The following is a 13,234-nucleotide window of genomic DNA, read 5'->3' as shown; positions in this document are numbered from 1 at the left end:
TACCAAGACCGTCGACACATGCGGCGTCTGCGGCGAGGAATTGCATCACCACCGGGCCGACGACCTGCCCGCCTATCTCGTCATTGTCATCGTCGGCCACATCGTGCTCGGCGCTTTCATGGGCGTGGAGGCGACGTCGACTTTGTCCATATGGCAGCACATCGCCATCTGGGTGCCGCTGACCATCCTTTTGTCGGTTGCGCTGCTGCAGCCGGTCAAGGGTGCCGTCATCGGACTGCAATGGGCCTTCTATATGCACGGCTTCGGCGGCGAGCACGACGTGATCGAGCCGCATCCCGGAGCCTAGGCCGCAGCCAAGAATGCTGCCTGGCGCAACATACCGACCGTGAAAGGCCACTTTCGCTTGCCAGAAGTTTCCGCTAGGTCCTGCGCATGGACGGTATGACCAAGGCGGAAGTCGACAGGATCGAGCGGAGCATGATCGCTCATAGCGACCGGCCAATTCGCCCGCGCGACGCGGCAACCCTCATCCTGCTCGACCGCAAGGACGACGACGTACTGGTTCTGATGGGTCGCCGCCATGCCGGCCACGCCTTCATGCCGGGCAAGTTCGTCTTTCCCGGCGGCCGCACCGATCCGGCCGATAGCCGCATACCGGTCGTCGCCGCCCTGCACCCGGAGCAGAAAGCCAAGCTGATCGCCGGGCCGGGGCGCACAAGCGCCGCACGAGCCCGCGCCATCGCCCTGTCGGCCATCCGAGAGACCTATGAGGAAGCCGGGCTGCTGATCGGCCGCAAGGGTGCTTTCGCAACCCCCAGATCCGACTGGCAAGGCTTTGCCGAACACGGCGTGCAACCCTCTCTCGACATGCTGCGCTTTGTCGCGCGCGCCATCACGCCGCCCAACCGGGTGCGCCGCTTCGACACCCGTTTCTTCAGCGCGTGGCGTGACGACGTCGCGGTCGAGCTGCCCGGTGGCGGTCCGACCAACGAACTGGAAGAGCTGGTCTGGCTGCCGCTTGCCAAGGCCAGGGAAGCCGACATACCCGACATCACCCGAATGATCCTGGACGAGTTGGAAAAGCGCCTCGCCCATGATCCGCTGTTGCGTCCAGGCGGTCCCGTGCCCTTCTACCGGCTGGTCCGCAGCCGCTTCATCCGCGAACTTCTCTAGAGCAATTCCAAGAAAAGTGTGACGCGGTTTTCCGTCCGAATTGCGTAAGATCAAACAGACAGAGTATTCAGCATCCATGACGGTCGATACCCAACCAAAGGGCGACGAGCGCGTACACTGGCTGCCGATGGTGGCGGCGATCTCGTCGATCAGCGTCGTCGGCATCGCCATCGGCCTCGGCATGCCGCTGCTCAGCGTCATCCTCGAAACACGCGGCCACTCGGCTTCGATGATCGGCCTCAACACCGCCGTCGCCGGCCTCGCCTCGATCGCCGGTGCGCCGCTGGCGACCCCGCTCGCCATGCGCTTCGGCGTTGCCTGGACCATGATCGCCATGATCGCCGCCGGCGCGCTGGCCTTTGTCGGCTTCCATTTCGCACCCGATTTCTGGATGTGGTTTCCACTGCGCATCGTGCTGCACATTGCGCTGACGGTGCTGTTCATCCTGTCTGAATTCTGGATCAGCACCTCGGCGCCGCCGCACCGGCGCGGCCTTGTCCTTGGCATTTACGCCACTGTCCTGTCGCTCGGCTTTGCCGCCGGACCGTGGCTGTTCGCTCATCTCGGCAGTTCCGGCTTCAGGCCGTTCGGCGTCATCATCGCGTTGGTGACGCTGGCGGCCATACCCGTGCTGGCAGCACGCAACGAGAGCCCGTCGATCGCCTCGGATGGCGAAACCAGCAATTTCCTGCGTTACATCTGGCTGGTGCCGTCGGCGACCGCTGCCGTGCTGGTGTTCGGCGCGGTGGAAACCGGCGGCTTTGCGCTGTTCCCGATCTACGGCAGCCGAATCGGCTACTCCGAGGCCGATGCGGCCCTTCTGCTGACCATGATCGGCCTCGGCAATGTGTTGTTGCAGATCCCGATCGGCATGATCAGCGACCGCGTCAGCGATCGCCGCTACCTGCTGATTGCCTGCGCGACGGTCGGTCTTATCGGCACCGTGTTCATGCCCTTCTTCGCCCAGAATTGGCATTTGATGGCCGCGCTTCTGTTCGTCTGGGGCGGCGTCGTCGCTGCCATGTACACGATCGGCCTTGCCCATCTCGGCTCGCAGCTTTCCGGCCATGAACTGGCGTCGGCCAATGCCGCCTTCGTGCTGTGCTACGGCGTCGGCATGGTGCTCGGCCCGCAGGCGATCGGCATCGGCATGGATGCGTTCGGCCCGTCCGGCTTCGGCTGGTCGCTCGGCCTGTTCTTCGCCGCCTATATCGCTTTGGTCGCCGTCAGGTTGGTTCGCAAGATCCTGCTGTAGCGCGACTGCGGCCAGCCATGCATTTGGCACGGCACGGTGACAGGCTGCTGACAGAACCGTGTCAGGAGCACAGGGCTAAAAAGGTGTCCCAAAACACTTGAGGACACTTTCATGATCGACAGCGGCTTTGAAACCACATCGCTACGAATGACACTGCTTCTGCTCGTGACCTTCCAGGCTCCGGCCGCCGACGTCGACCGCATCATGGATGCCGTGGTGGCGATCGCGCCGCTGGCCATGGGCAAATATGACCGCAACGCCTATCAGTCGGCGCACGGCATCGAACGCTACAGGCCGCTTGACGGTGCGGCCGCCGGCGCCGAAACCGAATTGCGGCGGCGCCCCGGCACGGTCGAGGTTTCCTTCGAACTGCCGGACGACCAGGCGCTGGCCGCCCGCGTCGTCGAGGCGATTTTCCAGGCGCACTCCTACCAGGAACCGGTGATCCGCATTCAGCCGATTCTCGCCAGCCGTTCCAAGGGGCTGGACGACCGCGCCAATCCGAATCGCTGGTGGAACACGACCGGAGACTGGAAGAAGGTTGCGGCATCGGCGACGGAAACCGCATGATTTCCGCTCCCGAGCCGGCTCTGGCGGGTCGCACAAGGCCTACCGGGCTTGACTTTCCGGGCGCGTTCTTTATGTGTCGCGCCAAGTTTCCCGCGTCCGGGTGTTTCCCCGTGCTCCAGCGGCCAAAACCCCACGAACAAACGGACTGATATCATGGCCAAAGCCGCAAACATCAAGATCAAGCTTCTGTCGACCGCCGACACCGGTTTCTTCTACGTGACCAGCAAGAACAGCCGCACCAAGACCGACAAGCTGTCGTTCCGCAAGTACGACCCGGTCGCCAAGAAGCACGTCGAGTTCAAGGAAACCAAGATCAAGTAATCCGGGTTTCCCGCCGCAATGCCGAAACGCCGCCCAATGGGCGGCGTTTTTCGTTTGTAACAGTTGATTTCGTTGCATCCGAGCAGAGACTCCAGCCAGAGGATTGACCCTTAGCCATGGTTGCGGCACCCTTGGCCGTGGGTTGGGTGTCACGAATAAGGCGCCTATGGATGTCGAAGAAGTTGAAAGCTGCAATCATTGCAGCCCTTGTCGCTCTGGCTGCTGGCTTTGCCGTCAGCAACGGGCTGATAAGCCAGCAGACGGCCGATGAGATCAAGGCCAGGACTGACCAGGTTCTGACTGAGGAAGAGGCCGCACCGCCTGCACCTCAGCCTGACAGCCCCGGTACGCCTTCCACGGAACCCGCACCGCAGGCTCCGACACCTCCCGCCGCGGCACCCCCGCAAGGATCACAACAGGGTCAATGAAGAAGCCTCGCCAGGATGGGCTCCTCTCGTGCGATCGCACCATCTGAGTGTATCGTTTTAATACAATCGCCAATTGGTAGACTTGCACCACGGATAGGTAGTTAGTTTCAGCGTCAGGCAAAAAGGGGGGAAATGCCTCGCACTGGGAGAAAACGATGTCCGTACAAAAAGGCGACTTTCGAACCAACAGAGCCGACTACGTGATTGCCGCGATGCATGGCGGAGTGACCGCCGAAGACAGCGTTCGAGACGAGAACCTGGCAAGGAGAAAGAAGTCCCTGTGGCTGAAGGAGCGGCGATCGGCCAAATCGGCTGAAAACCCGTTGGACAGCTCGCCGCTGTCCAAAAGAAGCCCTCGCGGTTAGCGGTCTACAATCGCCTTCCGCGATCACACCATATCCGCACACAACCCACTCGCCCATATTGCAGGTGCCACCGTCGGTGTTGACTAACTCCGACGGTGGCCTAGTTCGCGGCGAAATGACCTCCGTTCTTTTGAGAAGACGGCGGGACTAAGGTCTTGCGCCCTAGACGCAAAGGTCCGAGCGATCCTGTTAGGTTCCGGAAATGTCTCTTGGACGTTCCGCTATTTTATCCAATTGAAATGTAGCGTTACCGTGTATGTCCCGCCCGATAGCGGCGCCTGATCCGGCTGCCCGCATCCGACCCGGCTGCGTCCCCTCAGCCGATGCGCTCGCCGCTTTTCGCATCGAACAGATGCAGCTGGTCCGGTTCGGCCGCCAACCGCACCACGTCGCCGGACTTGACGCCGGCACGGCCCATGGCAAAGACGCACAGCTGCTGGCTGGCTAGCTTGACGTAGAACTGCGTCGAAAGGCCGAGCGGCTCGACCACACCCACCTCGCCCTTCAACGCACCCTCGTCCGCCAGCTTGATATGCTCGGGCCGCAAACCGACGGTGATGGCGTCACCGTGGGTCAGTGGCAAGCCTTCCGGCAGCCGCAGCGCCTGGCCGTCGGCCAGTACGGCCTCCAACGTAGCGCCCTTGCGAACCGTCGCCGGCAGAAAATTCATGCCGGGCGAACCGATGAAACCTGCAACGAACATGTTGGCCGGCCGGTCGTAGAGATCGAGCGGCGCGCCGACCTGCTGGATCAGCCCGTCATGCATGACGACGATCCGGTCGGCCATGGTCATCGCCTCGATCTGGTCGTGCGTGACATAGACCGATGTCGTCTTCAGTTGCTGGTGCAGCGCCTTGATCTCGGCGCGCATATGGACGCGCAGCTTGGCGTCGAGGTTCGACAGCGGCTCGTCGAACAGGAAGACCTTGGGGTCGCGCACGATCGCCCGGCCCATGGCGACGCGCTGGCGCTGGCCGCCGGACAATTGCCGCGGCAGGCGCTGCAGGAAGGTGTCGAGCCCGAGCCGCTTGGCGGCGCCGTCCACCCTGGAGTCGATCGTCGCCTTCTCCGCCTTCTTCAGGAGCAGGCTGAAGCCCATGTTCTTCGACACGTCCATATGCGGATAAAGCGCGTAGGACTGGAACACCATGGCGATGTCGCGGTCCTTGGGTGCTACGTCATTGACCAGCCGCTCGCCAATGCGGATCTCGCCGCCGGAAGCCTCCTCCAGCCCGGCGATCATGCGCAAAAGCGTGGACTTGCCGCAGCCCGACGGCCCAACCAGGACGACGAACTCGCCATCGGCGATTTCAAGGTCGACCGCGTGCAGGACGCGGACGGCGCCATAGTCCTTGCGGACCTTCTCGAGCGTAACAGAGGCCATCGATCTATCCTTTGACGGCGCCGGCGGTCAGGCCGGTGACGAGATAGCGTTGCAGGAAGGCGAAGAAGATGCAGACCGGGATCAACGCCAGGATGGATGCCGCCATCATCTGTCCCCAATCGACGGCGAACTTGCCGATGAAGGTGAGCAAGCCGACGGCGAAGGTCTTCTGGTCGTCGCTGGAAATCAGCATTAGCGCGAACAGAAGCTCGCTCCAGGCGGCGGTGAAGACGAAACCGAGCGTCGCGCCCATGCCTGGCAGCGTCAGCGGTACAATCACCTTGCGCATCGCCTGCGCACGCGTGCAGCCGTCGATCATCGCCGCTTCCTCCAGATCCTTGGGGATGCCGTCGAAAAAGGACTGCATGAGGAAGGTGGCAAAAGCCGTGTTGAAGGCGGTGTAGATGATGATCAGCCCGGTCAGGCTGTTGATCAGTCCGATCTGACCCATCACGCGGTAGATCGGCGGAATGACCATCACCAGCGGAAAGGTCTGGGTCAAAAGCAACATCAGCGCCAGTGCTGCCTTGCCGCGAAAGGTGAAGCGCGACATGGCATAACCGGCAAGCGTGGCGATGATTGTCACCAGTGCCGCCGTCGATACCGAGACGATGACGCTGTTGAGGAAATAGCGGGGGAAATCGGTGGCCTCGAGCACGGTGACGAAGTTCTGCAGCGTCATGTGCGACGGCCAGAAGGTGATGCCTTCGGAATAAAGCAGCCGCTCCGGCGTGACCGAGATCTTCAGCGTCCAGTAGATCGGGAACAAGGCAAAGAGCACGTAAGCCGCGATTGCCGCGTAGAGGCCGATGCCGCCGAAGAAGCGCTGCGAGGCTGTGCGTCCTGCGATCATCAGACGTGCCTCACCAGGGTGCGGCGGATACCGATCAGCGCAATCGCATAGGCAATGAGCAGGACCAATAGCAGCACGGCCACCGCCGAGGCATAGCCCTTGTCCAGCGATTTGAAGGCGCTGACATAGATGTAGACCGGCACAGTGTTGGTCGAGCCGGCCGGTCCGCCTTCGGTCATGACGAAGATCAGGTCGGCGAAGGTGGCGATCCAGATGGTGCGCAACATCACGGTGATGGCGATGGTCGGCGCCAGAAACGGCAGCGTCACCTTGGTGAAGCGCTGCCAGGGCGAGGCTCCATCGATGGCCGCAGCCTCATGCAGTTCCGACGGGATCGACTTCAGCGCCGCCAGGAGCGTGATGGCGAAGAACGGAATGCCGAACCAGATATTGGCGACGATCGGCCCCCACATGGCGGTTGACGGATCGGACAGCACATTGGTCGGCTCGGCCTTCAGACCCAATGCAAACAGCCAGTGCGGCAGCGGGCCGATGATCGGATTGAACAGCCAGGCCCAAGTCAGGCCCGACAGGAAGGACGGCACCGCCCAGGGCAGGAACACCAGGGCTTGTACAGCCTTGCGGCCGCGAAACGGCTTGTCGAGCAGAAGCGCCAGGCCAAGGCCGAGGAAGAACTGGAAGAAAAGGCTGGCGACCGTCCACCACAACGTGTTGACCAGCGCCTGGCCCAGCACCTGATCCGACAGCATCGCCTGATACTGGCCGAGCCCGACATATTCGGACTTGAAGGCGGAGAACTTGCGGAAGGAGTAGCTGATGCCGATGACCAGCGGCACCAGAAGCACCACGACCAGCAGGATGATCGCCGGGCTGAGATAGAGCCATGGCTCGATAGCGGCATGCGACAGCCGCTTCTTTCGAGGCTTGCCGACGGATCGTATTTCGGACACGGCATAGGTCATTGGGTGAGGATCGGCTCCCTGGAGCAGCGGATGGACAATGAGCGGGGAGAAGTGCCGGTTCACCCTCCGAAGCTGCAGCGCAGCGGCTGCGAAGGATGGGCAGGCAGATGAGGGGCAGCGCAAAGTAGGCAAAACTACCGCCGCCCCTCATCCGTCACTTCGTGACACCTTCTCCCCGTGAACGGGAGAAGGAAAGAACGCGCTTATTTCTTGTTCTTCGCCATCCAGTCCTGCTGTTCCTTGGTCAGGAAGGCAGCCCACTGGTCGGCGACGTCCTTGGCCGTCTTCTGGCCAAGCAGCACTTCCTGAAAATTCTTGATCGCCACCTGGTCGACGAAATTGCCGAGGTTCTCCAGATGCGTCGGCGGGGTGACCATTTCATATTTGGAGCTGTCGCTGAGCTCCGTGAACCAGCCCTTGAACTGCTCGGTCTTGAAATGGGGATCCTGGTCGGCACCGTTGTGGATCGGGACGACGCCGACTTCCTTGGCCCATTCCAGATTGTCCTTCGGCGACAAAAGGGTCGCCATCAGCTTCCAGGCGTCGTCCTTGTGCTGCGAGTTGGCGAACATGGCCCAACCGGCATAGCCGAGTGTCGGATAGGATTTGCCGCTCGGCCCGACCGGCAATGGCGCTACCGCGAAATCGTCGGCGCTCATCTTGTCGGCGATGCCGAGCAGCGCGTCCGGATCCTGGTTGAGCATGGCGCAGGTGCCGGAATAGAAGCCGGTGACCGTTTCGTTGAAACCCCAGCTCACCGCATCCTTCGGCGCCAGTCCGTCCTTGTACATGTCGGCCAGCATCTGCAGGCCCTTGACCGAGCCCTCCTCGTTGATCGTCGAAGTGCCGTCCTCGTTGAAGTAACCGCCCTTGCCGGCGGCGATGTTCATGAACATGTGCATGCCATTGAAGGCGCCCGGCCCGCCGCGCAGGCAGTAGCCGTACTTGCCCGGGAGCGCGGAAATCTTCTTGGAATCGGCGACGAAATCTTCAAGCGTCGCCGGCGGGCCATCGAGGCCGGCCTCCTTGAACAGTTTCTTGTTCCAGAACAGCGCGTTCACATAGTAGCCGTAGGGGATCATGAACTGGGTGTTGTTGACGGTCGAGCCGAACTGTTTGGCGCGGTCGCCAAGCGTCTTGGCGTCATCCCATTTGGCCATATACGGGCCGAGATCCTCGAGCTGGGCATTGTTGGCATAGAGGCCCATCCAGCGCTCCGGCATCTCGACCACGTCGGGCGTATCGCCGGCCTGCACCATGGTCAGGAATTTCTCGAACGCCTGCCCCCAGGGCAGCGAGATCAGCTCGACCTTGATGCCTGGATTGGCCGTTTCGAACTCGGCGATCTGCTTCTTCAGGAATTCGGTGCGTGGCGGGCTGGTGATGACTTCGACCATTTTCAGGGTCGAATCGGCCACAGCATTTCCGGCGGAAATCGCCAGTCCCGCAACGGTGGCAAGCATGACGGTCAGTTTTTTCATGTTCAAGACTCCCATTTTGAACCCGCTTGTTATTTTCTGGCTTTTTCGAAGGCTTGGGCGACATCCGCCCACAGGTCTTCGACACTCTCCAATCCGACATTGAAGCGGATGGTTCGGGGGCTGACGCCGAAGCGCGCCATCGAATTCAGGCCCGGCGTCTGCTCCAGCGACGCCTTGGCCGGCACGACCAGGCTTTCATGCCCGCCCCAGCTGACGCCGATGCGGAAATATTTCAGCGCGTCGACGAAGACGGGGATGTCGATATCGTCCGTCACCTCGAAGGAGAACAGACCGGCATAGCCGGCCAGCGTCGCCTTGCCCGGATGGTTCGAGTAGACGGGGTGGTTGACCCGCTCGACATTGGCATGCGCCTTCAGGCGTTCGGCGATGGTCAAGCCGCTCTTCATGTGATGCGGCAGGCGCAGCGGCAGCGTGCGCAGACCGCGCAGCAAAAGCCACGCCTCGAACGGTGACAGCTTGCCGCCGAGATAGGAATAGGTCTGCTCGTTGATGTGCTTGATGTGGGCGGCCGAACCCGCCACGACGCCCGCGACCGTATCGCTGTGGCCGCCAAGGTATTTCGAGGCCGAATGCAGCACCAGGTCGACGCCATGCGTGATCGGCTTCTGGAACACCGGCGTCGCCCAGGAATTGTCGATCGTGGTGACGATGCCCTGTTCCTTGGCCAACCGTGTCAGATGCGCGATGTCCTGCAGCTCGAATATCATCGAGGTCGGGCTTTCCAGATAAAGCAGCTTGGCGCCGGGAAGTGCCGCCGCGACCGCATCCGGGTCGGAGCCGTCGACATAGTCGACCTTGATGTTGAGGCGCGGCAATAGCCGCTCGAACAAACGGTAGGCATCGCCATAGCAATTGCGCACCGCCACGATGCGCTCGCCCGCACCGACGAACGCAAGCACTGTGGCGCTGATCGCCGCCATGCCACTGGAAAAGCCGCGCGCGGCTTCTGCGCCCTCGAGCGCTGCCACGCGCGCCTCGAACTCCATCACCGTGGGATTGTCGCCGCGCGAGTAGATCGGCTGCCTTCGTTTGCCGGCAAAGGTATCGGCCATCTCGGCATAGTTGGCGAAGGTGAACAGCGAGGTCTGATAGATCGGCGGCACCACCGCACCGCCGGGGAACGGTTCGTCATGCGCCAAAAGCGTCGCCGCTTCGGTGAGATAGTCGTAATCGAAACCTGATGGATGCTCGTTCATGTCTGGCTCGAGAGTTTGAGTTTGGCCGCGCCGCGCTTGAGGTCGTCCTCGACGGTGGCGATCAGCTTGAGCGCCTCGGCGCGAGCGCCCTGCGGATCGCGGGCAGCAATGCGTTCGTAGATGGTCCGGTGGTAGGGAAAGCTGGCGTGGCCGAAGTCACGCACGCCGAGCGGATGCTCCCAGAAGCGGTGAAACAGCTCATGCATGGCGGCGATGATCTGCTCGAACAGCGGATTGCCCGAGACCCGGTAGATCGCCTGGTGGAACTCCCAATCCTCTTCCGACGACATGCCCTCGCGCGTGCGGAACGCCTGTTCCATGATGTCGAGCTTGCGTGCGATCTCGGCAATATCGGCTTGGCTGGCGCGTTCGGCGCAAAGGGCTGCTGCCTCCGCCTCCAGCGCGCGGCGGATCTCCAGCGTCTGCATCAGGCTGGTGAAATCATTGCCGCCGGCCAGTGTCAGCGGCATGTGCAGCATATCAGGCGAAACAGCCGCCTTGAGATAGGTGCCGCTGCCTTGCCGGCGTTCGACGAGGCCGAGCCCTTCCCAGCGTGTCAGAGCCTCGCGCACGGTGTTGCGGCTGACCTTCAGCCGCTCGGCCAGAATGCGTTCGGTTGGGAGTCTGTCGCCCAGCTGCAGGGCTTCGGCGCGAACAAATCCCACCAACGCTTTCAACACGGCGTCGTCGCGCGCCGTGATTTGAATGGGGGGCAGGCTGTTCTGGTCCACATTTCCTCCGAGTGGTCCAATGGTCCAACCAATTCTGCACAGTTGAAAACTCCTGTCAACCAACTGTCAGGAGCACTGTCGGAGGAAGCGACGCAATATTCTCAAGGCGGTCGCGCGATCGCGTCTGCTAACCTGCGGCAGCAGGCGGCCCGAACCAGGTGGTCAGCGCGTCCACAAGGCCCCGTTGGGTTCCCGCCCCGGCCCAAGCCACATAACCATCGGGCCGGATCAAGACCGCGTCGGGCGCAACGACACTCCCGAGAGCCGGCAGGTCCCAGATACCGGCGTAACCGGCATCGATCTGCCGAACCCGTTCTGCCCAGGGCGCGATGTCCAGTCTGCCGGGCTCACCGAGGTTGAGCAGCACGGGCCGCGCGTCGTGCAGCAAGGTGAAGACCCGCAACGGTCCGCCGGCGGTGGTCAGATCGAGATCGGGCATTCGCCGCCCAAGCAGCGGGTGCCCCTCGCCGAGGTCGTAGTGGACACACAGGCCGGACATCTCGGCTGCGATCTTTTTGCGGGGTTCATCCATGCCGAGCAACTCGGCAACGGTGTCGGCCAAGGCCTTGCTGCGGTCATCCGTGCGGCGAAGCGCGACCTGCGCCATCGTGTTACGCAACACGCGGGCGGCAACCGGATGGCGCTCGGCATGATAGCTGTCGAGAAGGCTTTCCGGCGATATCCCCTTGATGACCTGGGCCAGCTTCCATCCAAGGTTCACCGCATCCTGCACGCCGATGTTGAGGCCCTGTCCACCCATCGGCGGATGGACGTGGGCGGCATCGCCGGCCAGCAGCACGCGTCTGTCGCGATATGCGGCAGCCTGGCGCGTCATGTCGGTGAAGCGGGAGAGCCAGGTCGGGCTGTGGACACCGAAATCGGTGCCATAGATGGCAGCCAGCGCCTCGCTGAGCTCGCGTAGCGTCGGTTCGCCGCGCGCCTCCAGGCGGGGCTCCGTCAGCACGACGCCAACCTTCTTGCCGTCCTCGATCTTACCCAGGGCATGAATTCCGGAGGCGTTGCTGCGGAAGCCCCATGGCGGTTCTTCCGACATTTCGACCTCGGCAATCATCCAGCTCATCGTCGGATCCCATCCGGCGAACTCGATACCGGCCGCCTTGCGAATGGTGCTGCGGCCTCCGTCGCAGCCGACCAGATATGCGGCCCTCAGGCGGTGACCGGTGGACAGTTCGACGTTGACGCCGCTGTCGTCCTGGATAAACCCCGCAACCTCGTGTTCACGATAGATCGGCACCTTCAACTCGCCGACCCAGTCGGCCAGGATGCGCTCGATGTGGTTCTGCCGCAGCGCCAACAGGTAATTGTGCCGGGTTGGGAAATCGCTGATGTCCAGGCGGATCATGTGAAAACCTACGGCCGGGCTCACTTGGCCCTGCGAGAGGAACCGATCGGCAATTCCGCGCTGGTCGAGCACCTCGATGGTGCGTGCATGGAGGCCGCCTGCGCGCAGGCCGGCAAGTTTCTGATCCGGCCGCCTTTCGACAATGGCAACGTCGACGCCTGCTAGCGCCAGTTCGCCCGCCAGCATCAATCCCGTCGGACCACCCCCGGCGATCACGACCGCATGATCTGAAACCATGATCATCACTCCCGTTTTCCGCACCTTGGTTCGGGTCGGTTTTACGGGAGGAGCCGGGTCTTGCCGCAAGCCCCTTGTGCGCCATATGTATGAAATGGAAGGGAACGGTATTGTTCCCCTGTTGGTTGCCGCGGAACAAGCGCTCGGGGCAATTTCCCCTAACGATATCCAGATTTTCAGGCGCAAAAACCCAGAGTCTTCCGTGCTTTGGCACGGAGCTCTGATGTTCATTGGAAAGAAGGGGGCCGGTCGGCGTTTGGCAGCGGTACGAGGAGGCCACTATGTGCCAGCGCCGGCCGGCCGACCCCACGGACCCAGGAGATGCGGCGGACCTGAGCATCATGGGGTATTCCCAGGGACCGGAGCCGGCGGTCTATCCTCGTGCCGGCTTCGTCTTGGCCTGCACAGTCGCGCAAGAGCTTATAAAAATCAACAGTTTCTTAACCAAGGCTCGCGAATCGCTTGGATTAAGGTAAACGGGTAACCCTGTCGGGTTGACTGGATAATCGGGGCTGGATCACTACGCCGCCTTGGCGACGACCCGATTGCGGCCGCCGCTTTTGGCTTCGTAGAGCGCGAGATCGGCACGCTTCATGAGCGCCGCCACCGTGTCCACGCCCTTCAGCACCGACGACACGCCGACGCTGACCGTGACTTCGATCGCCTTGCCGTCCTGGCCAATGGCGAAAGCCGCCTGGGCGATTTCGGCGCGAATGCGCTCGGCCACCTTCTCGGCCACCGCGCCCTCGGTATCCGGCATCACCACGACGAACTCCTCGCCGCCAAAGCGGCAGGCAAGGTCGATACCCCTGACATTCTTGCGCAGCCGCCGTGCGAATTCCCGCAGCACCTCGTCGCCGCCATCATGACCGTGCGCGTCGTTGATCGCCTTGAAGCGATCGAGGTCGGTGATCATCACCGACAGCGGCCGGCGCCGTGCCACGGCGCGATCGAACAGCGTCTGCAGATGGC

Annotated in this window: 14 protein-coding genes; 6 read left to right on the top strand and 8 right to left on the bottom strand. The window is 62.4% G+C overall.

Annotation, left to right across the window (positions count from 1 at the left end; translation table 11 throughout):
- The 6 genes from EN949_RS25570 to EN949_RS25540 form a co-directional block, all read left to right on the top strand.
- The coding region (locus EN949_RS25570; protein WP_127371813.1) for a DUF983 domain-containing protein at positions 1-307 on the top strand (307 nt) is incomplete at its 5' end.
- Between the two features lie 86 nt (positions 308-393).
- Positions 394-1,134, top strand: coding sequence for an NUDIX domain-containing protein (locus EN949_RS25565; RefSeq protein WP_127366224.1), 741 nt, complete (start codon positions 394-396; stop codon positions 1,132-1,134).
- A 76-nt stretch (positions 1,135-1,210) separates the two neighbouring features.
- Positions 1,211-2,389, top strand: a complete 1,179-nt coding sequence (locus EN949_RS25560; protein ID WP_024503576.1) for an MFS transporter — start codon at positions 1,211-1,213, stop codon at positions 2,387-2,389.
- A gap of 111 nt (positions 2,390-2,500) precedes the next feature.
- Complete coding sequence (locus tag EN949_RS25555) at positions 2,501-2,959, top strand: hypothetical protein (RefSeq protein WP_024503577.1); 459 nt, start codon at positions 2,501-2,503, stop codon at positions 2,957-2,959.
- 153 nt (positions 2,960-3,112) lie between these two features.
- On the top strand, positions 3,113-3,280 hold the full coding sequence (rpmG, locus tag EN949_RS25550) for a 50S ribosomal protein L33 (RefSeq protein ID WP_006201775.1): 168 nt from the start codon (positions 3,113-3,115) through the stop codon (positions 3,278-3,280).
- Positions 3,281-3,863: 583 nt separating this feature from the next.
- Positions 3,864-4,073, top strand: a complete 210-nt coding sequence (locus EN949_RS25540; protein ID WP_013531922.1) for a hypothetical protein — start codon at positions 3,864-3,866, stop codon at positions 4,071-4,073.
- Between the two features lie 316 nt (positions 4,074-4,389).
- Here the strand turns inward: EN949_RS25540 and ugpC are convergent, their stop codons facing one another.
- The 8 genes from ugpC to EN949_RS25495 form a co-directional block, all read right to left on the bottom strand.
- Positions 4,390-5,457 (bottom strand): sn-glycerol-3-phosphate ABC transporter ATP-binding protein UgpC, encoded by a 1,068-nt coding sequence (gene ugpC / locus EN949_RS25535; protein ID WP_013531923.1) that lies wholly within the window; start codon positions 5,455-5,457, stop codon positions 4,390-4,392.
- Between the two features lie 4 nt (positions 5,458-5,461).
- Positions 5,462-6,310, bottom strand: a complete 849-nt coding sequence (locus EN949_RS25530; protein ID WP_013531924.1) for a carbohydrate ABC transporter permease — start codon at positions 6,308-6,310, stop codon at positions 5,462-5,464.
- On the bottom strand, positions 6,310-7,233 hold the full coding sequence (locus EN949_RS25525; RefSeq protein WP_063167897.1) for a sugar ABC transporter permease: 924 nt from the start codon (positions 7,231-7,233) through the stop codon (positions 6,310-6,312). The genes EN949_RS25530 and EN949_RS25525 overlap by 1 nt, the downstream gene beginning before the upstream one ends.
- A gap of 203 nt (positions 7,234-7,436) precedes the next feature.
- A complete protein-coding gene (locus EN949_RS25520; RefSeq protein WP_127371094.1) occupies positions 7,437-8,714 on the bottom strand; it encodes a sugar ABC transporter substrate-binding protein in 1,278 nt (425 codons plus the stop codon).
- 29 nt (positions 8,715-8,743) lie between these two features.
- A complete protein-coding gene (locus EN949_RS25515; RefSeq protein WP_127367409.1) occupies positions 8,744-9,931 on the bottom strand; it encodes a PLP-dependent transferase in 1,188 nt (395 codons plus the stop codon).
- Entirely contained in the window at positions 9,928-10,662 is a 735-nt protein-coding gene (locus EN949_RS25510; protein WP_013531928.1) for a FadR/GntR family transcriptional regulator, read from the bottom strand. The genes EN949_RS25515 and EN949_RS25510 overlap by 4 nt, the downstream gene beginning before the upstream one ends.
- A gap of 127 nt (positions 10,663-10,789) precedes the next feature.
- Positions 10,790-12,262: an FAD-dependent monooxygenase gene (locus EN949_RS25505; RefSeq protein ID WP_127371096.1), complete on the bottom strand. Its 1,473-nt coding sequence runs from the start codon at positions 12,260-12,262 to the stop codon at positions 10,790-10,792.
- 520 nt (positions 12,263-12,782) lie between these two features.
- A partial coding sequence (locus EN949_RS25495) for a diguanylate cyclase (protein WP_127371812.1) occupies positions 12,783-13,234 on the bottom strand: 452 nt, incomplete at its 5' end.

This window comes from Mesorhizobium sp. M7A.F.Ca.US.007.01.2.1, assembly GCF_003998165.1.
GTDB classification, from domain to species: domain Bacteria; phylum Pseudomonadota; class Alphaproteobacteria; order Rhizobiales; family Rhizobiaceae; genus Mesorhizobium; species Mesorhizobium ciceri.
The sequence above is the reverse complement of the archived record's forward strand: the minus strand, read 5'-3'. Positions and strand labels throughout refer to the sequence as shown.